Annotated in this window: 16 protein-coding genes, 1 tRNA gene and 1 pseudogene; 12 read left to right on the plus strand and 6 right to left on the minus strand. The window is 73.4% G+C overall.

All coding sequences use genetic code 11. From position 1 onward, the window contains the following. Window positions 1-128: 128 nt before the first annotated feature. From DZF91_RS04725 to DZF91_RS04740, 4 genes are all read left to right on the plus strand, one after another. Window positions 129-1,205: an FAD-dependent oxidoreductase gene (locus tag DZF91_RS04725; protein ID WP_117356271.1), complete on the plus strand. Its 1,077-nt coding sequence runs from the start codon at window positions 129-131 to the stop codon at window positions 1,203-1,205. Beyond that, entirely contained in the window at window positions 1,202-2,494 is a 1,293-nt protein-coding gene (locus tag DZF91_RS04730; RefSeq protein ID WP_199486414.1) for a lysine N(6)-hydroxylase/L-ornithine N(5)-oxygenase family protein, read from the plus strand. The genes DZF91_RS04725 and DZF91_RS04730 overlap by 4 nt, the downstream gene beginning before the upstream one ends. 5 nt (window positions 2,495-2,499) lie before the next feature. Next, on the plus strand, window positions 2,500-2,844 hold the full coding sequence (locus DZF91_RS04735; RefSeq protein WP_117356320.1) for a hypothetical protein: 345 nt from the start codon (window positions 2,500-2,502) through the stop codon (window positions 2,842-2,844). A 360-nt stretch (window positions 2,845-3,204) separates the two neighbouring features. Continuing rightward, complete coding sequence (locus DZF91_RS04740; RefSeq protein ID WP_117356272.1) at window positions 3,205-3,684, plus strand: hypothetical protein; 480 nt, start codon at window positions 3,205-3,207, stop codon at window positions 3,682-3,684. A gap of 110 nt (window positions 3,685-3,794) precedes the next feature. Here the strand turns inward: DZF91_RS04740 and DZF91_RS04745 are convergent, their stop codons facing one another. Continuing rightward, window positions 3,795-4,547 (minus strand): isocitrate lyase/PEP mutase family protein, encoded by a 753-nt coding sequence (locus DZF91_RS04745; RefSeq protein ID WP_117356273.1) that lies wholly within the window; start codon window positions 4,545-4,547, stop codon window positions 3,795-3,797. Window positions 4,548-4,684: 137 nt separating this feature from the next. Then, window positions 4,685-5,380, minus strand: coding sequence for a peptidylprolyl isomerase (locus DZF91_RS04750; protein ID WP_117356274.1), 696 nt, complete (start codon window positions 5,378-5,380; stop codon window positions 4,685-4,687). An 87-nt stretch (window positions 5,381-5,467) separates the two neighbouring features. Between DZF91_RS04750 and DZF91_RS04755 the strand changes: the two genes are divergently transcribed. Further along, window positions 5,468-5,686: a DUF2277 domain-containing protein gene (locus DZF91_RS04755; protein WP_117356275.1), complete on the plus strand. Its 219-nt coding sequence runs from the start codon at window positions 5,468-5,470 to the stop codon at window positions 5,684-5,686. Between the two features lie 263 nt (window positions 5,687-5,949). On the opposite strand, the gene DZF91_RS04760 is transcribed toward DZF91_RS04755, so the two are convergent. Continuing rightward, the gene (locus DZF91_RS04760) at window positions 5,950-6,978 is read right to left on the minus strand and encodes an aspartate-semialdehyde dehydrogenase (protein ID WP_117356276.1); all 1,029 of its coding nucleotides are present in this window, start codon (window positions 6,976-6,978) and stop codon (window positions 5,950-5,952) included. Between the two features lie 224 nt (window positions 6,979-7,202). Next, window positions 7,203-8,357 (minus strand): acyl-CoA dehydrogenase family protein, encoded by a 1,155-nt coding sequence (locus DZF91_RS04765; protein ID WP_117356277.1) that lies wholly within the window; start codon window positions 8,355-8,357, stop codon window positions 7,203-7,205. A gap of 132 nt (window positions 8,358-8,489) precedes the next feature. Here DZF91_RS04765 and DZF91_RS04770 point away from each other — a divergent pair, with 132 nt between their 5' ends. After that, window positions 8,490-8,810, plus strand: a complete 321-nt coding sequence (locus DZF91_RS04770) for a PspC domain-containing protein (RefSeq protein WP_117356278.1) — start codon at window positions 8,490-8,492, stop codon at window positions 8,808-8,810. A 69-nt stretch (window positions 8,811-8,879) separates the two neighbouring features. On the opposite strand, the gene DZF91_RS41780 is transcribed toward DZF91_RS04770, so the two are convergent. Together DZF91_RS41780 and DZF91_RS04780 are read right to left on the minus strand one after the other, a co-directional pair. Continuing rightward, window positions 8,880-10,814 carry an MFS transporter gene (locus DZF91_RS41780; RefSeq protein WP_117356279.1) on the minus strand — a complete coding sequence of 645 codons (1,935 nt, stop codon included), beginning with the start codon at window positions 10,812-10,814 and terminating at the stop codon, window positions 8,880-8,882. A 141-nt stretch (window positions 10,815-10,955) separates the two neighbouring features. Beyond that, a complete protein-coding gene (locus DZF91_RS04780; RefSeq protein ID WP_117356321.1) occupies window positions 10,956-11,297 on the minus strand; it encodes a metallopeptidase family protein in 342 nt (113 codons plus the stop codon). Between the two features lie 750 nt (window positions 11,298-12,047). On the opposite strand from DZF91_RS04780, the pseudogene DZF91_RS41785 reads away from it, so the two are divergent. The 6 genes and pseudogenes from DZF91_RS41785 to DZF91_RS04810 all read left to right on the plus strand — a co-directional run. Beyond that, window positions 12,048-12,545 (plus strand): annotated as a pseudogene (locus DZF91_RS41785) (metallophosphoesterase family protein); the annotation flags it as partial. 518 nt (window positions 12,546-13,063) lie between these two features. Continuing rightward, a tRNA-Glu gene (locus tag DZF91_RS04790) sits at window positions 13,064-13,136 on the plus strand. A 572-nt stretch (window positions 13,137-13,708) separates the two neighbouring features. Beyond that, the gene (locus DZF91_RS39435; RefSeq protein WP_158587850.1) at window positions 13,709-14,524 is read left to right on the plus strand and encodes a CHAP domain-containing protein; all 816 of its coding nucleotides are present in this window, start codon (window positions 13,709-13,711) and stop codon (window positions 14,522-14,524) included. A gap of 191 nt (window positions 14,525-14,715) precedes the next feature. Then, the gene (locus DZF91_RS04800) at window positions 14,716-15,759 is read left to right on the plus strand and encodes a ParB/Srx family N-terminal domain-containing protein (RefSeq protein ID WP_117356280.1); all 1,044 of its coding nucleotides are present in this window, start codon (window positions 14,716-14,718) and stop codon (window positions 15,757-15,759) included. 178 nt (window positions 15,760-15,937) lie between these two features. Next, complete coding sequence (locus DZF91_RS04805) at window positions 15,938-17,575, plus strand: serine/threonine-protein kinase (protein WP_235834088.1); 1,638 nt, start codon at window positions 15,938-15,940, stop codon at window positions 17,573-17,575. Between the two features lie 95 nt (window positions 17,576-17,670). Then, window positions 17,671-20,244, plus strand: coding sequence for an ATP-binding protein (locus DZF91_RS04810; RefSeq protein ID WP_117356281.1), 2,574 nt, complete (start codon window positions 17,671-17,673; stop codon window positions 20,242-20,244). Window positions 20,245-20,283 lie beyond the last annotated feature (39 nt).

Genomic DNA, 20,283 nt, shown 5'->3' on the forward strand with positions numbered 1-20,283 from the left:
CTCGCCGCCCGCCTGCTGCTGCCGCTCCGCGACGACCCGCGCGCCCGCCCCCTGCTCGCCGCGCTCACCGGCGCGCCGTCCGCGCCGCCTACTCCGTCCACCTCGGAGGCGTCGCCGGAGCATCGGCCATGAGGATCTGCGTGGTCGGGGCGGGGCTCGCCGGCGCGCTGCTCGCCTGGCGGCTGCGGCTCACCGACCGGACCGCGGAGGTCGAGCTCTCCGGCCCGCCCGAACCCGCCGACGCGACCGCCGCGTCCGGCGGCCTGGTGCGCGGCTACGAGCCCGACGCCGGGCAGCGCGCCCAGGCGACCGCGTCGCTCGCCGAGCTGTACGGCAGCCGGCTGCTGCGCGGCTGGGCGGAGTACCGGGAGACGGGCTCGGTGTACATCCAGGCCGGACCGCCGCCGCACCCGTCCGACCTGGCCGGGATCTGCGCGGCGCTGCCCGGCTCGGCCGCGCTCGCCGACGCGCCCGGCTTCCCGGACCGTCCGCCCGCCGTCGTCGAGCGGCGCGCCGGGCACGTGTCGCCGGGCGCGCTGCGCCGCGAGATCGTCGCGGACTTCCTGCGGATCGGCGGACACCGCGCCACCGCGTCCGCCACCGCCCTCACCGAGGAGCCGGACGGCGCGCTCACCCTGCACCACTGCACGCCATCCCCCGCGCACGGCATGACCACGGCGCGTGCGGGGTGCGGCGGGTCCTGCGGGACGTTCGACCTGGTCGTGCTGGCCGCCGGGCCGTGGACGCCCGGCCTGCTCGCCCGCTTCGGCCTGCCGTGCGACGGGCTGCGCACCAAGCGCATCCAGTACGCGGTGCACCGCGCCGAGAACCCGCCCGTCCGGGGGTTCGTGGACGAGACGACCAGCCTCTACGGACGCCCCCACCGCGACGGCCTGCTGATCGGCGTGCCCAGCGACCGCTACGACGTCGACCCCGACGACCGGCGGCCCGAGCCGGCGCTCGCGCACGCCGCGTCCGCGCTGGCCCGCGTCACCTTCCCCGCGCTGCGGCTCGGCCCGGCGGTCCGGACCGTCGTCGCCGCCGACTGCTACCACCCCGACCCCGGTCTGCGGCTGCGGCCGGTCACCGGCGCGCCGCCCCGGCTGTCGACCTTCACCGGCGGCAGCGGCGGCGCGGCCAAGACCGCGCTCGCCGCGTCCCTGTCCGCCGCCGGAGAACTGCTGCGGATCCGTACCCCCGCATGACCCTCGTGGAGGCACTGCCCATGTCCGAGTTCGACATCCCCCACCACCACACCGTCGGCGTCGGCGCGGGTCCGGCGAACCTGAGCCTGGCCGCCCTGTTCGAGGCCGTCGCGCCGCACCGGCTGGTCCTGCTGGAACGGCGCCCCGCCGCGTCCTGGCACCCGCAGCTTCTGCTGTCGGGCGTCCGGATGCAGACGTCCTGGCTGAAGGACCTGGTCTCGCTCGTCGACCCCACCCACCGGCTGTCGTTCGTCAACTACATGGTCTCCACCGGACGGATCTACGCGCTCATCAACGCCCAGTTCAACGTCATCCCGCGCCGGGAGTACCAGCGGTACCTGGCCTGGGCGAGCGAACAGCTCGACGGCATCCGCTACGGCGTCCAGGTGGACGAGATCTCCTACGGCGAGGACGTCGGGTTCTCCTACGTCAGCGACGGCCGGACGATCGCCCGCTCGGACCACCTCGTCCTCGGCCTGGGCAGCGTCCCGTACGTCCCGCCGGGCCTGTCCGGGATCCAGGGGGACGACGCGTTCGTGCCCGAGGAGCTGGCCGCGCGGCTGCCCGCCATGGACCGGGCCGCGCCCGTCTCGGTCGTCGGCGGCGGCCAGACCGGCGCCGAGTGCGTCATGGAACTGCTCGGCGCGGGCTTCACCGACATCACCTGGCTCGGCCGGCGGCCCTGGTTCCAGCCGATGGACGACTCGCCGCCCGCCAACGACTTCTACCGTCCGGCGTACGTGCAGTTCCTCCAGCAGGTCACCCGCGAGACGCGGCGGCGGCTCGTGGAGGGCCAGACGCTCACCGGCGACGCGATCACGCCGGGCATCCTGCAGGCCATCTACCAGGCCAACTACGACGGGATGCTCCGGCTCGACCGGTACCCGCTGACGATGCGTCCCGGCCGGGACGTCACACTGGCCGAACGCGACGGCGACGGCTTCGTGCTGTCGGCGACGTCGGCGACCGGCCACGAGAAGGTCGCCGCGCGGTACGTCGTGTTCGCCACCGGACGCGCGTTCGCCCCGCCGCCGCTCGCCCCGGCGCTCACCGAGCTGATCGACCACGACGACGCCGGGCAGATGATCGTCGACTCGGACTACTCGCTGCGCTGGAAGAACGCCGACCGCAACAAGATCTTCGTGCAGAACCGGGCGCGGTTCACGCACGGCGTCGCCGACGCGAACCTGACCCTGCTCCCGGTCCGCGCCGCGACGATCATCAACTCGCTGTTCGAGCGGGAGGTCTACACGGTCCGCGACGCCGAGCCCAGCGTCGTGTGGGGGTGAGCGGCGTGCCGATCGACTACGACGGCCGGGTGTTCCGCTCGTCGGCGGCCGAGACGGCGTCCGCCGGCGAGGTCCCGGTCGGCCGCTACCACCAGGCCGGCGACACCGTCTGGGCCGACTTCGACGGAGGCCGCGTCGTCCGCGGCTACCTGGTCGGCCGGCGCGCCCCCGACGACAGCCTGGAGCTGGCGTACTGCCAGGTCCTCGCGGACGCGACGGTGGTCAGCGGCCGGGTCCGCTCGACGCCCGAGCTGCTGCCGGACGGCCGCGTCCGGCTCCGCGAGGAGTGGGAGCGCTACGGCCCGCACGCCTCCCGCGGCGTCTCGGTGATCGAAGAGATCCCCGCCTGACCCTCCGCCGGTACCGCGCGTCATGCGCAGGCCCCGCGTCCCACCGCGGCGCCCGCGGGACGTGCCGGTCCCGGGCATATGCCGGTCCCGGGCACATGCCGGTCCCGCGGCACGTCGCGGTGCCCGCACGTGCGCCGGTGTCCCCCGCCCCTCCGGGACGCCGGTCGCGGACGGCCCGTGGAGAGCCCCGTCCTCCACGGGCCGTGCGCGGGGCGGTCCCCTTCGCCACCTGGGGATGACTCCATGGCGCCCACGGGTGGCCTGCCGGGTACACCCGGGCGCTACGGGGTGGACGGATGCCCCTTCGCGGCGGACAGTGATGCGAAGGGGTCACACAGCGTCGAGCGGGGGCGAGACGTGATGAGGAGGACCGTCGTCGCGGCGGGCGCGATCCTGCTGTGCCCGGTCACGGCGCTCAGCGGGTGCGCGCGCGGGTCCGTCGGCTCGACCATCAAGCCGGTCGGGGTCGTGACCGTCGACTCCCACCGCGGCTGCAAGCCCGGCTCCCGGATCGGCGCGTGGCACGGCCTTCCCGAGATCGAGGGGACGGGACGGAACGCGACCCTGTGGGCGCTCGCCGACCGCGTTCCGTTCCGGGCCGACCGCGACGTCCGGCTCACCCTGCGGATGACGGGCGGCGGCGACCTTCGCGTGCGGACGCGCGGACCGGGGACGCCCGACCTCGCGCCGCTGTCCGGCCCGTCCCCGGGCGGGGCCTCCTACGACCGTCCGGGCGACGAGTGGACGCTGGTGTACCGCTTCCCCAGCGCGGGATGCTGGCACCTCAAGCTCCACCGCGACGCCTCGGTGGCGGGCCTCTGGCTGACCGTCCGCCCGTAGGCGACCTGCCACCGGCCCGGCGCGGGCAGGGCCGGAGCCGGGGCGTGACCGGGACGGCATGACCGCCCGGTCATAACGTCGCCCGGCCGGGCGGCGATCATCACATCCGGTCAGGAGCGCAGGTCCGTGACGTAGTCCTTCAGGGCGCCCATGGCGTGGCGGTGCGCCTGCGGCCCCCAGGAGATCCGCGCGACGCCCAGCTCGGCGAGACGGGAGACCGTCAGGCCGGGCAGGCAGAGCGCGTTGACCGGCCCCGGCAGCTCCTTGACGAGCGTCGCGAGGGCGGTCTCGTCCCGGAGCAGGATCGGGTAGACCGAGTCGGCGCCGGCCTCCAGGTAGCGGCGGCCGCGGTCGAGCGCGGCGTCGATGTCCTCCGGGGTCGGCTCGCCCTTGCCGAGGAAGACGTCCACGCGGGCATTGATCACCAGGTCGGTGCCGTTCGCGCGCGCCGCCTCCCGGACGGCCGCCAGGTACTCGGCCTGCGCGGACGCGTCCGTCAGCCGGCCCGCGCCGTGGTCGGTGTCCTCCAGGTTGCAGCCGACCGCGCCGATCTCGGCCAGCCGGGCGACCAGGTCGGCGGCGGGCAGGCCGTACCCGGCCTCGGCGTCCACGGTGACCGGCAGATCCTCGGCGGCCCGGACGATCCGCGCGGCGACCGCGAACATCTCCTCCATCGGGGCGCCCTCGTGGTCCTCGTACCCCAGCGACGCGGCGATGGCGGCGCTGGCGGTCGCGAGCGCCGGATATCCGGTGGTCGCGACGACGCGGGCGCTCGCGGCGTCCCACACGTTCGGCAGGATCAGCGGGTCGCCCGGACGGTGCAGCTCGCGCAGCCGTGCGGCCCGGTCGTTATGGGCGGTCATGGCGGTCCTCTCGTTCGGGTTCGGTGGTGTCCACACACAAGACGCCGGAACGGGCCGGGATGTGACACCCCGGCCCGCCCTGGGCGGAACGCCCGCCGTGCTCCCGGTCAGCCGTGCTCCGGTCAGCGGTGCTCCGGTCAGCCGTGCGCGGTCACCCGGATGATCTTCACAGGGTGCTTGGGCAGGCCGTCCTGCGGGCCGCTCTGCGGGATGATGCCGCCCGCGGCGATCTCGTCCAGCACCTCCATGCCCCGGGTGACCTTTCCGAGAACGGTGTACGCGGGCGGGATGTTCGCGTGCGTGTGGACGATGAAGAACTGGCTGCCGTTGGTGTCCGGCCCCCAGTTGCCCATCGCCACGGTGCCGCGCGGGTAGGTCTCCTTGCCGGTCAGCTCGTCGTCGAACTTGTACCCGGGCCCGCCCTCCTCGGCGCGGTAGATGTCGCCGCACTGCAGGACACCGAGCCGCTCGGAGTTGGTCAGCCGCCAGCACTGCGTGTGGTCGTAGAACTTCTGCCTGGTCAGGCTGACGAAGCTGGCGACGGCGCAGGGCGCGTTCCGCCGGTCCATGCGGATCCGGACCTCGCCGTGGTTGGTGACGATCCGGACGTCCACCGTCCCGTGCGCGCGGGCCTTCGCCTTCGGCGGGTGGACGGGCTTGGCGGCCGGGTTGTCGGGCGTCGGGGTGAAGACGCAGTGGGCCGTCCGCGCCTTCGACGCCGGGGCCGCCGGGGCTGCGGCGTTCGCGGCGGCGGACGGGACGGCGACGGCCGCTCCGGTGAGAGCGGCGAGGGTGGTGGCGGTCAGGACCTGGGACATCCGGCGCGTTCTCATCCCGCCAACCTAGAGATCATCTCGTCCGGCGGGCTTCGGCAAAACCCCACGAAAGCGAATGTCGGTGGCGTGGGTCACCATGGAGGTATGTGCCGAAGCATCAAGACGCTCCGCCCGCCCTACGCCGAGGACGTCTCCGAGGACGACGTGCGCGCGGCGGCGCTCCAGTACGTCCGGAAGATCTCGGGCTTCCGCGCCCCGGCCGCGCACAACGCCGAGGCGTTCGACCGCGCCGTGGAGGAGATCACCCGCGCCAGCGCCGCCCTGCTCGACTCCCTGGAGATCCGCGGAGCGGCCAAGGTCTGACCCTCCGACCGGACGGACGGTCGGAGAACGGCGACCGGCCGACCGCGTGAAACGACGGCCGGCCGGTCGACGATGCCCATGATCACTCGAGGGATGCCCGCCTCCCCTCCGAGCGAGGCCCCCGTGGCCGCCCCGCGAGGCACCGTGGCGGCTCGGGCGAGGCTCACTCGACGGGTACGGCGTGGGCCTGCTCGACGGATTCGCCGGTGGTGCCCGCTCGGCGAGTTCGCCGGGGGCCCACGCGGCGGGTTCGGCGGTGGGGCCTACTCGGCGAGTTCGGCGGCGACGAGCTCGGCGATCTGGACGGCGTTGAGGGCCGCGCCCTTGCGCAGGTTGTCGCCCGCCGCGAACAGCGCGAGGCCGTTCTCCACCGTCTCGTCGCGGCGGATGCGGCCGACGTAGGTCGGGTCCTGCCCGGCGGCCTGCAGCGGGGTCGGGACGTCGGTGAGCGCGACGCCGGGCGCGTCCGCGAGCAGCTCGGCGGCGCGCTCCGGGCTGATCGGACGGTCGAACCGCGCGTTGATCTGCAGCGAGTGCCCGGTGAAGACCGGCACCCGGACGCAGGTCCCGGAGACCTTCAGGCCCGGGATGCCGAGGATCTTGCGGCTCTCGTTGCGGAGCTTCTGCTCCTCGTCGGTCTCGGCCAGCCCGTCGTCCACGATCGAGCCCGCCATCGGCAGCACGTTGAACGCGATCGGGCGGACGTACACGTCCGGCTCGGGGAACGTGACGGCCGAACCGTCGTGGGTGAGCGCGTCCGCGCCCTCGACGACCTTCACCGCCTGGCGGTGCAGCTCGTCCACGCCGGCGAGGCCGCTGCCGGATACCGCCTGGTAGGTGGCGACGACCAGCGCGGACAGCCCGGCCTCCTCGTGCAGCGGGCGCAGCACGGGCATCGCGGCCATGGTGGTGCAGTTCGGGTTCGCGATGATCCCCTTGGGCCGGACGCGGGCGGCCTCGGGGTTGACCTCGGAGACCACCAGCGGGACGTCCGGGTCCATCCGCCAGCCGGACGAGTTGTCGATCACGACGGCCCCGGCCGCGGCGACCTTCGGCGCGATCGCGAGCGAGGTGGTCTTGCCGGCCGAGAAGATCACGATGTCCAGGCCGCTGTAGTCGGCGGTCGCGGCGTCCTCGACGGTGATCTCCGTGTCGCCCCAGGCCAGCGTCCGCCCGGCCGACCGCGCCGAGGCGAAGAGCCGGAGCTCGTCCACCGGGAAGTTCCGCTCGGCGAGGATCCTGAGCATGACCCCGCCGACCTGTCCGGTGGCGCCGACGATCCCGATTCTCATGCCGCTCCCTACGCTGATGCCGTGACCTGGGATAACAGAGTCTGCCGAGCCCCCGGGGGAGCCGTCCAGTCAGTTACCCTTCAGAACGACTTTAAGCACTGCTACACGGTGTTCGCGCTCACCCGAAAGATCGACGGCGCCGGCACGCCCACCGGACGGCCGCGCCGACCACTCTTCCGGCCCCCGCCGATCGAGCCCCGCGCGAGCCCGCACCGGCGGAACGATCAGCGGAAGGCGTCCAGGCCGGTGATCGCCTTGCCCAGGGTCAGCAGGTGGACCTCCTGGGTCCCCTCGTAGGTCAGCACCGACTCCAGGTTGTTCATGTGCCTGATCACCGGATACTCCAGCGTGATCCCGTTCGCGCCGAGGATCGTCCGGGCCTCGCGGGCGACGTCGATCGCGGCGCGGACGTTCGCGAGCTTGCCGAACGAGACCTGCTGCGGGGTGACCCGGCCCTCGTCCTTGGTGCGGCCGATGTGCAGCGCGACCAGCCCGGCCTGCCCCAGCGCGACCTCCATCCAGGCCAGTTTCTCCTGGGTGAGCTGGAACGCGCCGATCGGACGGCCGAACTGCTCGCGCGTCCGCGCGTACTCCACGGCCGCCTCGTAACACGTCCGCCCCGCCCCGACCGCGCCCCACAGGATGCCGTAGCGCGCCTCGGACAGGCAGCTCAGCGGCCCCTTCAGCCCGGTCACCCCCGGCAGGACGGCGTCACCCGGCAGCCGCACCCCGTCCAGCACCAGCTCGGACGTCACCGACGCGCGCAACGACATCTTCCGGTGGATGTCGGACGCGCTGAACCCCGGCGTCCCGGTCGGGACGACGAACCCGCGGATCCCCTCGTCCTCGACCCTCGCCCAGACGACCGCGACGTCCGCGACCGACCCGTTGGTGATCCACATCTTGGCGCCGTCCAGCACCCAGTCCGAGCCGTCGCGGCGCGCCCGGGTGCGCATGTCGCCGGGGTCGGAACCGCGGTCGGGCTCGGTGAGGCCGAAGCAGCCGATCGCCTCGCCCGCCGCCATCCGCGGCAGCCACGCGGTCTTCTGCTCCTCCGAGCCGAACCTGTGGATCGCCGCCATCGCCAGCGAGCCCTGCACGGACACGAAGCTGCGCAGTCCCGAGTCGGCCGCCTCCAGCTCCCGGCACGCCACGCCGTAGGCGACGGCGCTCGCCCCCGCGCAGCCGTACCCGTCCAGATGCATCCCGAGGAGACCGAGTTTCCCCAGCTCAGGAGCCAGTTCACGGGCGGGGAACGTGCCGTCCTCGAACCACTGCGCCAACCGCGGGGTGATCTTCTCGGCGACGAACGCGCGGACGGTGTCCCGGACCATCCGCTCCTCGCCGGTGAGGCCGTCGTCCACGCGCAGCACGTCCATCGGGCATCCCATCCGTCGGGGGCAGGGGCGACGCCGCAAGGGTATGACGGCCCTTTTCTCGGGGACGCTCTCAGGGTCGGTTCAGGGCGAATCCCGATGCCGCGACGCGGCCGGGAGGGGGAGGATCGGAGTATGAACACGCAGAACGACACCAAGCAGCTCCGCCGCACCCGCGACGGCCGGATGATCGCCGGGGTCTGCTCCGGCGTCGGCCGCTACCTGGGAATCGACCCGAACATGGTCCGGCTGGGCCTCGGCGTCTTCACCCTGTTCGGCGGCGCGGGCATCGCGCTCTACATCATCGCCTGGCTGGTCATGCCCGAGGACGGCGCCGAGTCGTCCGTCGCCGAGGACCTCTTCCAGAAGGCCAAGGAGTCGCCGACCGTCCAGGACGCGACCCAGAAGGCCACGCAGAAGGCCAAGGAGACCTTCGGCGGCAAGAACCACCAGTGATCAACCGGCACCGGGAACCACCGGTGATCACGCGCCGTCCGCGTTGACGTCACCCGGGCCGTCGCGGGCTCACGACGCCGACGCGGACGGCCAGACGCCGCCGGATCGCGGAGACCGCGCCTCACCGGGCCGGGTCTCCGCGCCGCCGGGCGTCTCCGTCCCTGCGGCGGCGCCGTCCGCCACCACGTAAGACCCGCCCGGCCCGGACGAAACCCGCGGCTGCTGCGGCGCCTGCGGCTCGGACGAGGCCCGCGGGTGCTGCGACTCGTGCAACGCGGCCGGAACCTGAGGGTGCTGCGGCTCGGTCGGGGCATCCGGATGCCGCGCCCCGGACGCACCGCCCCGGTGCTCCAGCCCCGGCGGAACGTGAGGGTGCTGCGGTCCGGACGCAACGCGCGGGTGCTGCGAGCCGGGCGGAACGTGAGGATGCTGAGCCCCAGGCGGAACGTGCGGGCCCGGCGACCCGGGCGGAAGGTGCGGGGGCTGCGGCGGGCGCGGCTTGGACGGAGCGACCGTCGCCTGCGCCTCCCCCAAAGGCGAGGGGCCAGGGGAATCGTGCGTCCGGCGAGGATCGGCGCCGGGTTCGCCTGATGTGCCGCCGTCGCCGTGGGCCTCCCGGGCCAACTGCTCACCCCGCTCGTCCGGCCCCTGCCGCCCCTCCTGCGCCTGCTGGTCGGCCCGCCCACGCGCCAGGCCCCGCCGCCCGTCCCCGGCGACGGCGGGCGGCTCGTGAGGCGTGGCCGAGCGCTCCCGGGCCGCGGTGATCAAGGCGCCGCGGAGCTGGTTCCAGGTGAGGGTGAGCATCGCGGCGACCGAGAGGCCGAGCACTCCCGCGAGCGCGACGACGGTCTCCGGGCCGAGGTACTGCGCCGCCGCACCGCCCGCGAGGATCCCGATGCCCTGGCCCGCGAGGATGCCGGACTGGGCGAGGCCGAACGCGCGCGCACGGCCGTCCGCCGGGACGGCCGCGACGAACGCGGCGTTCGCGGCGAGCTGGTAGGCGCCGCCCACCCCGGACAGGGCGTAGATCGCGACCACGCCCCACAGCGGCGGATGCGCGCCCGCCACGATCAGCGGCGCGCAGGACAGCATGGCCATCCACCCCATCGAGCGCAGCCGGTTCGTCGGCCGGACGCAGCGGCTGAACACGAACGCGCCGATCACCATCCCGGTCGGCATCGCCGACATCAGCACCCCGACCGTGAGGGCGCTGTGGTCGAACGTGGCCGCGTACGGCGCGGCGATGCCCTCCGGGAGGACGTAGAACGCGCACAGCCACGCGAACAGCACCAGCACCCGCAGCACGGGGTCGCCGAACACCAGGCGCGCGCCGTCCCGCGTGCCGCGCCACAGGCTCCGGGTCTCCCGCTCGCGTTCGCGCGGCGCGGGCCGTCCGCGCAGCCCGGCCAGCAGGATCAGCGCGGACGCCGCGAACGTCACGGCGTTGATCCCGAGCGCCTGGTAGGTGCCGACCACCGCCACGATCGCGCCGCCCGCCGCGAACCCCAGCATCTGGGTGCCCTGGTGGGTGATGTTGTTGATGGCCGATCCGGCGACATACCTGTCACCCTCCAGGACGTCCGGGAGCAGGGCCGCGCGGGCGGCGGTGAACGGCGCGCCGAGCAGGACGGTGAGGAACAGCAGCACGCACAGCGCCCAGAACGGCATCGCGCGCAGCGCCATCAGCGCCACCAGGACCGTCCGTGCGAGGTCGCACGCCACCATGACGGTGCGCCGCGGGAACAGGTCGGCCAGCCCGGACAGCACCGGCCCGCCGACGATCGGCGGCAGGTAGGTCAGCGCGTAGGTGAGGGCCGTGTACAGCGCCGAGCCGGTCCGCTGGAACACCAGGACGGCCAGCGCCACCTGCGCGAGCTGGTCGCCGACGAACGACAGCGCCTGGGCCAGCCACAGCGCGCGGAACTCCCCCACCGCGAACACCTCGCGATAGGTGGCCTGCGCCTCCGCCGGCCGCCGGTGCCGACCGCTCTGCCGTCCAGCCACGCGCTCTCCACTCCGCTCTCCCCTCCTCCCATTAACTCACGCTGCGTGGCAGTTATGTGACCTACCGTGCCCAATTCATGGCACTCATTGCCGAGCGGACGCCTTGATCCGCCCGTGATCTGCGCCGACCCGCCCCGGCGGTCAGTACCCGAGCTCGTGCAGCCGGGCGTCGCCGATGCCGAAATGATGGGCGATCTCGTGCACGACGGTGATCCGGACCTCCTCGACGACCTCCTCGGCCGTCCGGCAGGTCCGCAGGATCTCGTCACGGTAGATCGAGATCTGATCGGGCAGGACCCCGGCGTACCAGTCACCGCGCTCGGTGAGGGGTACCCCCCGATACAGGCCGAGCAGACCTGGCTCCGGCGCCTCGTCCTCGACGACGATGACGACGTTGCGCATGTGCGCGGTCAGCTCGGCCGGGATGGTGTCGAGGGCCTGCGAGACCAGGTCCTCGAACGCCTCCCGCGACATCTCGATCACATCGCCCATTCTGCTCCACCGGAGGGAGACGCCTTGCCGCGCAGCAGCCGGAAGCCCCGCATCCCGGCCTTCCGCGTCCGCCTGCCCGCCCCCGTCCACACCCGCCTGTCGGCCGCGGCGACCCGCCTGCGGACGCCGCGCATGCGCCGCACGGGCCGGGTCCTGGCGGTGATCGCCGTCGGGCTGCTCGGCGGCCTCGCCGGACTCCTGGTGGGCGGACGGGTCGACACCCCCGTCGGCCCCACGGACGTGGCGCTCTCCCTCCGCGCGTCCTGGGACGGCGGGACGACCATCGCCATCCCGCCCCTCGGCGCCCTGCACCTGGACACCCACTGGGGCCCGGTCGCGCTGCGCGCCCAGGTCACCCAGCTGCGCCTGGAGGACGCCCGCGCGTTCATCGAGAGCGCCGACATCTCCGACCGGCAGATGACCGACCGGATCGCCGGACAGCTCTGGCACGGCGTCTGGACCATGCTGCTCCGCGCCGTCCTGGCCGCCCTGTTCTGCGCGTTCGTCGCCGGCCTGCTGATCTTCCGCTCCTGGCGGCGCGCGCTCGCCGGCTCCGGCGTCGCGCTCGCCGGGATGCTCGCGGTCGCCCTGGCCGCCTGGCTCTCCTTCAGCCCCTCGTCCCTGGCCGAACCGCGCTACACCGGCCTGCTCGCCAACGCGCCCCGCGTCGTCGGCGACGCCCGCAACCTGGTCGAGCGCTTCACCTCCTACCGCGCGCAGCTCGCCCGCCTGGTCGGCAACATGTCCCGGCTGTACGCCGCGACGTCCAGCCTCCCGACCTACGAGCCCGACCCGTCCACGCTGCGGATCGTGCACGTCTCCGACATCCACCTGAACCCGGCCGCGTGGGACGTGATCCGCTCGGTCGCCGACCAGTTCCAGGCCGACCTGATCATCGACACCGGCGACCTCATGGACCACGGCACCCGCGCCGAGGACAAGTTCGCCGACGACATCTCGACCTTCCGCGTCCCGTACGTCTACGTGCGCGGCAACCACGACGCGCGCGGCACCCAGAAGGCCGTCGCGCGGCAGAAGAACGGCGTCGTCCTGGACGACACGACCAAGCAGATCGAGAACCTCACGATCTACGGCGTCGGCGACCCCCGCTACACCCCGGACAAGTCCACCCGCGGCGACAGCGTCGGCGACGACCAGATGCGCGCCGAGGGCCTGCGCCTGGCCGAGAAGCTCCGCGCGTCCGGCACCCGCCCCGACATCGTGCTCGCCCACGACCCGGCCGAGGGCGCCGCCTTCTCCGGCCTGACCCCGCTGGTCCTCTCGGGCCACCGGCACAAGCGCGACACCTCCCTCCTCCCGACCGGCACCCGCCTGTTCGTCCAGGGCTCCACCGGCGGCGCGGGCCTGCGCGGCCTCGAACACGAGGAGCCGACCCCGATCGAGCTGTCCGTCCTCTACTTCAGCCGCGCCACCCACCGCCTCCAGGGCTGGGACGACCTGCGCCTCGGCGGCCTCGGCCTGACGTCCGCGCAGATCGAACGCCACCTCGAACCCAAGCCCGACCACCCCGTCACACCGCCCGCCCCGTCCCCCGCCCCGACCCCGTCCTCCCCCTTCCCGTCCCTGCCCGCGTCCCAGTGGCCGACGAGAACCCCGTCCGCACCGACCTGCCCGCGTCCCAGTGGCCGACGAGAACCCCGTCCGCACCGACGACTTCGCCGTCCCGTCCATAACCGTTTGTGCGTCCGCCCACGTTGTCCCCTATGCTGGGCACAGGTGGGCCACGCCCACCTTGGGCCCCCTTCGTCTAGCGGCCTAGGACGCCGCCCTTTCAAGGCGGTAGCGCCGGTTCGAATCCGGTAGGGGGTACGTCACAGACAGCCATTGCCCCGCCCGCGCCAGCGGCCGGGGCATTCGCTTTTGCGGGCATTAGCGCGCCTTGGGCCACTTGTCACTGCACCGGCTCAAACAAGACCGGACCGCACGCACTCTTTGCCCCAATGGCTGGTCACTTTCGAACGCGCCGCTCTACGCCGGGCAAGTGATCGCCAGACGCCTGCCGTCGGTGACCGTCACACCTTGCGGGCTGACATCAGCTGCCAATGGCGGACTGTGCGTGGGGCAGCGGTCGCTGGGGTGGGTGTGCTTGGGGTGGAAGTGGGATTAAGGGGGTGTTTGGGGGGTTTACGGGCTGTCAGGGGGTGGGGCTTACAGGCTGACAACAGGGGATTCTTGTGGACGGGGTGGATTGTCGGGGAGCATGATCCGCGCTCGGGGTGAGGCCGCTGTGGGGTGGTGCTCGCCCTGGGTGCCGGGGTCCCTCGCGCCTCACCCGCCGCCGCATCGGGGACGCCGGCGTTCGGGTCCGTCCCGGGCCGCCGTGTCGCGGGCCGGGTGACGGGCCGAAGTTCCATCCTCCGACCCTGGTGAAAGGGAAGAGCATGAAGTTGCTCGGCAAGGCTCTGACCGCGGCGACCGCCGTGGCTGCGCTTGGTGGGGGCGTTCTCGCCACCGCGGGACCCGCGTCCGCCGCCGGTCGTAACGGGACGTGCGACAACGGCGAGTTCTGCCTGTACTACAACAGCAACCAGAAGGGTTCGCTCTCGGACTTCACCGGGTCGATCAGCAACTACGGGGACAAGCAGCCCGGTTGCTACGACTTCAAGAGCGCGGGCGCCGGCAAGGGGAAGTGCGTCAAGAACGCCGCCGCGTCGGTCTGGAACCGCAGCAGCAAGACCGTGCGGGTGTACTTCAACAGCAACTACGGCGGTCGGTACCAGGACTTCAAGCCGGGCGTTAAGGGCAACCTCAACGCCGGTCTGAAGAACCAGAACGCCTCCCACTCGTTCGGCGTGCCGAAGCCGGGCGGCGGCCAGACGCCTCGCAACGACTACGACCACAACGCGCGCGGCTTCGCCCAGAACAACTGCACCGCCTTCGCGGCCTGGCGCATCGCGAGCCGGCTCGGGGTCCGCAACTTCAACAACCACTGGAAGACGACCTGGGGCAACGCCGGCATGTGGGACAACGCCGCGCGCCGGGTCGGTGTGCGGGTCGACAAGACGCCGAAGGTCGGCGCGATCGCCGTCAACGACGTCCACAAGGTCGGCCACGTCGCGTACGTGAACAAGGTGTACTCGGACGGCTCGTTCGACGTCGAGGAGTACAACTGGAACACCCCGCTGCACTACGGCACGCGCCACCACCTGCGGGTGAGCAACGCGCAGTCGGCCTTCCAGTGGATGCTCCACTTCTGATCGCCCGACTCCGGTTCCCCGCCGCGGCGCGGCGGGGAACCGGCCCCGGGTGAGTGTTCAGCCCCAGTACCCGGACCGTTCCGACGTATGTCGCCAGGACGGAACCGAAGGCCGTCAGCGTCGCCGTCGGAAGACGGTGGTCGCGTCGCGGACCTGGGAGGGCCGCGACGCCGGGTTCGAGGAGCTGGTCGATGCGGGTCGGAGTGCTTTCGCTGCGCGTGGCGGTCGCCGGGGCGGCACTGGCGGCAGGGGGCGGACTCGCGGCGCCGGCGCAGGCCGCGCCGTCGTTCTGCGGGCATGACCAGCGTGCGACGCCCGACGCGCGGTACCTGTGCGTCAAGACCGGCGACCTGCTGGACGTGCGGATCGGCGACGTCAAGCCGACCCAGCCGTCGCTCGGATACGACGAGGTCTACTACAAGCTCGGGCGTTACACGCTGGGCAAGGACGCGGTCAACAAGAAGTTCGACGACTGGTGCGAGGCGGACGGACGGGTCGCCGCGGCGAGCGTGAAGCCGGGCGCCCGACTGGACGATCCGTCCTCGTTCACCTGCGAGCTGCCGGTCGGCGGGGAGACAGCCGCCAGCGTCGCGGCGATGAAGACGGTCGTCATCGGCCCTGGCGGCCGTCCGTACCTGACGGACGGGCACCACACGCTCACCTCGTTCGCCGAGACCCCGGACGGCGGTCTCGACATGCATGTGCGACTCCGCGTGCTGGGGAACCTCAGCACCTTGCCCCGGAAGAGGTTCTGGGCGGAGATGGCCGCGCACAAGTGGGACTACCTGCGTGACCCGGAAGGCAAGCCCGTCAAGGTGAACAAGCTGCCGGACAGTGTCGGGCTGTCGAACTTCCAGGACGACAAGTACCGCAGCCTTCTCTACTTCGGCCGCGACATCGGCTACACGCAGAACAGCGTCCCGTTCCAGGAGTTTTACTGGGGTAGCTGGGTGCGGGACGGCAAGCCGGTCGACCTTTCCACGTGGAACGCAAACGACCTGGCGAGCTACCTGAGCACCGTCAAGACGCTGACTCAGAAGATGACGGCCCTGCCGAAGAGCACGGTCGTGGACAGCGGATTCACCGCCGGGCAACTCGGTGCGCTCGACCAGTGGAATGCCGGGGCGCCCGCCACCAAGGGCGAGTTCGACAAGCTCAGCAAGCCCTACGACGCGTCCAAGCCAGGCAAGCTCGCGTACGCGCTGGAGTACAAGCGCGTCCATGGGCTGAACTGACGTCCGGCGCGAACACGAAGCGAACCGAGCCGGACGACGTTCCTGGTCGTCGTCCGGCCCGGAATCGGCATTGCGCAATTGCGCGGGGGTTGCGCAGAGCTGCCCGTTCTCCCGGGCCGCGGACGAAGACGACGCACAGACTGGACGGCGAGGTTGACGCCGTTTCGGGAAGGTGCGCGTGGACGAGTCGTGGCGGGTGGCCGGGGTTTCGCCGTTGGAGAGCGGGGACCCGCGGCAGGTCGGGAACTACCGGCTGCTCGGCAGGCTGGGCGCGGGCGGGATGGGCGAGGTCTTCCTCGGCAGGTCGCCGGGTGGGCGGCCGGTCGCGGTGAAGGTCATCCGGCCCGGGATCGCGGCGCACGCGCGGTTCGCCCGGGAGGTGGAGGCGGCCCGGCGCGTCGGCGGGTTCCACACCGCGCAGGTCGTGGACGCCGACGCGGAGGCGCGGCCCCCGTGGCTCGTCACGGCGTACGTGGCGGGCCCCTCGCTGCGCGAGGCCGTCGAGGAGCACGGGCCGCTGCCGGCGCACACCGTGCTGGCGCTGGGCGCGGGACTGGTCGAGGGGCTCGGGGCGGTCCACGCCTGCGGGATCGTCCACCGCGACCTCAAGCCCGCGAACGTGCTGATCGCCTCGGACGGGCCGCGCATCATCGACTTCGGCATCGCGCGGGCCGTGGACGCGTCGTTGATCACCGCGTCCGGGTCGATGGTGGGGACGCCCGGGTACATGTCGCCCGAGCAGGTGCGCGGCGAGCACGAGCTGGATCCCGCGAGCGACGTGTTCTCGCTCGGCTGCGTCCTGGCGTACGCGGCGACGGGCACCGGCCCGTTCGAGGCCGGGTCGACGGCGGGGGCGATCCAACGGATCCTGTTCTCCGAGCCGGATCTGAGCCTGGTCCCGGACGGGGTGCGCGAACTGGTCGCCGACTGCCTGGCCAAGGACCCCGCGAAGCGGCCGGGCGTGGACGATCTGGCCCGGCGGCTGGCGGGCAAGGCGGCGGGGCCGGGATGGCTTCCGACGGCGGTCGACTCGATGGTGGCCGAGCGGTCCGTCGAGTTGCCGACCAGTCCGGACGTCCCGGGTGCCCCGCCCACCCGGAAGGACGCGCGGCACCGCCCGCGACCTGCGAAGAGGTGGAGGCGCCGGTACCTGGTCGGGGCTCTGGCCGCCGCCGTGTGCACGATCGTCTCGGCGGGAGCCGTGGCGGCGTGGGCGTCGGGGTTCCCCTCGCGCGGGTCGCACGAGTCGTCCTCGCCGCGGTTGGTCGCGCCTCCGATCGCGTCGGCGCCGACCTCCGCGTCCACGGCTCCGACCGCGACACCGACCACCGGCGGGACGGACCGGACGTCCGGCGCGGAACCCACCGCCGACGACTCGTCCGGTGCGTCCCCGGCGCGGACGCCGGTGCGCAAGGCCGGGCCGTCGAGCGCTCCGTGGACGAACTGCCGTCCGTACGTGCCCGTGGCGCGGGCGCAGCTCGCGATCGATCCGTGCGTGCGCCTCTCGCGGCACGGGCTCGACATGGTGGTGAACGTCCGGGCGCTGAGCTCGGCGGGGACGTCCGGGACCGTGTCGGTGTGGGTCTGGGTCGCCAACGAGACCAACAGCAAGTACCGCGCGAGTCTGCACCGGTGCCGCGTGTCCCTCGCGTCGTCCGAGGACGAGGGGATGTGCGGCCCGTTCTCCTACACGCCCGACGGTTCGGGCACGTATCACGTGGCGGCGAGCGCGGCCCGGTCCGGCCAGGCGCTTCCGCCGGAATGGCCGCCGCAGTTCACCGGGACCGGGACGCAGCCGGTGACCTGGTCAGGCTGACCCTTCCCGGTCGCTCGGGGGCGTCGGGCGGTTACGTGGGGGTTCGGGCGTTTACACTGTGGCCCACCGCACACGGACTGCCACTGGGGAGACGCATGGGCCGGATGCCGCGTCCCGGACGCCGCCCGCTGCCCGTGCCCGATCCGGGCAGTCCGCTCGGCCTCTTCGCCCGTGACCTGCGCGCCCTGCGCGAACGCGCCGGGGACCCCAGCTACCAGGCGCTCGCCCAACAGAGCGGCCGGCTCGGCTCGCCGTACTCGGCGACCTCCCTCCGCAACGCCGCGTCCGGACGGGCCGTCCCCTCGTGGGAGCTGACGCGGACGTTCGTCCGGGCGTGCGCGGCGTTCGCCCGCGAGCATCCCGAGCGGGCCGACGACCGGCCGCACGCCTGGGATGAACCGGTCCTCCTCGACGCCTGGCAGGCGCGCTGGCGCGAGGCGGCGCTGCACGACGCGCTCGCGGACGCCCCGTCCCGGTCCGCGCCGCGGGACGCGCCGCGGAGCCGTCCGCCCAGGCCGCTGACCAGGTTCGTCGGCCGCGGGAGCGAGCTGGACGAGGGCGCGCGGCTGCTCGGCGCGGCCCGGCTCGTGACGCTCACCGGCGTCGGCGGCGTCGGGAAGACGCGGCTGGCGCTGCGGCTGGCCGAGACCGTCGCGGACCTCTTCCCGGGCGGGGTGCGCTGGGCGGAACTGGCCGCGCTGACCGCTCCGGAGATGGTCGGGCACACCGTCGCCGCCGCCCTCGGCGTCCCTCTGGAAGGTCGCACGCCGCTGGACGCCGTCGCCGAGGCGCTGGGGCCGCGCGCGCCGGACGGCGACGTCCTGCTCGTCCTGGACAACTGCGAACACCTCCTCGACGCGACCGCCGCGCTGTGCCACGCGCTGCTGCAGGCCGTCCCGAACCTGCGCGTCCTGGCGAGCAGCCGGCAGCCGCTGAACGTGCCGGGCGAGCACGTCCTCCGCGTCGGCCCCCTACCCGTCCCCGGCGACGCGCCCCCGCCCGAGCACACCGACGCGCACAGCAACCCGCTGCCCGAGGACGCCGGTTGCGGCGCGGCCGTGGAGTTGTTCGTCGACCGGGCGGCGGCGGCCGTGCCCGGGTTCCGGCTGACCACGGAGAACCGCGCGGCGGTCGAGCGGCTGTGCCGGAGGCTGGAGGGCCTGCCCCTCGCCCTCGAACTGGCAGCCCGGTGGCTGCGCCTGCTGTCCGTCGAGGAGCTTCTCGAACGGCTCGACCAGCGCCTGAACCTCCTCGGCGCGGCGGGCGCGGACCGGACCGCCCCCGCCCGCCACCGCACGCTGCGCGCCGTCTTCGACTGGAGCCACGACCTGTGCCCGCCGGAGGAACGGCTCGTCTGGGAACGCCTGTCGGTGTGCGCGGACGGGGTCCGCCTGGCCGACGCCGAAGCCCTGTGCGCGGACGCCGGGCTGGGTACAACCGCCGGGCCGGGCACGGACGGCGGGCTGGGCGCGAGTGCCGTCCTGGACGCCATCGCCGGGCTGGTCGACAAGTCCCTTCTCCTCAGGGTCGAGTCGGGCGACCGGACCCGGCTCCGGATGCTGGAGACCGTCCGGCTGTACGGACGGGAGTGCCTGGCCGCCTCGCGGCGGGAGGCCGACGCGCGGAGCCGCCACCGCGCCCACTACCTGGGGCTCGCCCGCCGGGCCGAGGCCGAGTACGGCACCGCCCGGCAGCAGTCGTGGCTGCTCAGGCTCACCGGCGAGCACGCCAACCTGCGCCAGGCCCTGAGGACGGCGGACGGCGCGGAACCCGGCACGTTCGAGGGCGCCTTCGGCCTGTGGCTGTACTGGATCGCGGGCGGCGACATCGGCGAGGGCGCGCACTGGATGCGCCAGCTCGCCGAGAGGCATCCGACACCTCCGGACGACGCGTCCGCGCCCGCCTGGTGCCGCGCGATGTGGACGACCGCCTTCCTGGTCCGCATGCACGGCGACGTCGAGAGCGCGGAAAGCGTGATCGACCGCATCGACGCCGTCCTCGCCGAGCACGGCGCACGCGGCGCGGACGAAGGCGAATGGGCCGGGATCGCGGCCGCCACCGCTCAGCTGCGCGGGCTGTCCGCGCTGCTCCTGAGCGACGCCGAGGGCACCGAGAAGCACTCGGCCGCCGCGTTGCGCACCGCCGAGCGGCCCAGCATGCTGACCCGCCAGCAGGCCCTCGCCCAGCTCGGGCTGGCGGCGTCCATGCGCGGACGGCACGAGGAGGCCGCGCGGCTCATCGGCCGCGCGCTGGAGATCGCCGAGGCGAGCGGCGAGAGCTGGCACCGCTCCTACCTGCTGTGGATCCTCGCCATCGAGGACATCGAGACCGGGGCGCCGGACCGGGCCCTCCGGCTGCTGCGCAGCAGCCTCGCGCTGAAGCGCCGCCTCGGCGACCGGCTGGGCGCGGCGACGGTGAGCGAGACGCTCGCCGGGGTGCTGGCGCGGTGCGGCGATCCGCGCACGGCGGCCGTCCTGATGGGGGCCGCGCAGGCGGCCTGGCAGCCCGCCGGGGCGCCGCAGCTCTGGGGGTTCGCGGCGCTCGTCGAGCATCGGGAGCGCGCCGTCGCCGAGGTGCGGCGGCTTCTCGGGCGGGACGCGTTCGAGCGCAGCCACGGCGAGGGCGGACGGGCCGGGCTGGACCGCGTCCTGGACGCCGTCCTCGACTGACCCCCGAAAAGATGATCAATAAGTCGGACGGGGGATGTA

This window comes from Actinomadura logoneensis (genome assembly GCF_003428695.1).
Taxonomy (GTDB): domain Bacteria; phylum Actinomycetota; class Actinomycetes; order Streptosporangiales; family Streptosporangiaceae; genus Spirillospora; species Spirillospora logoneensis.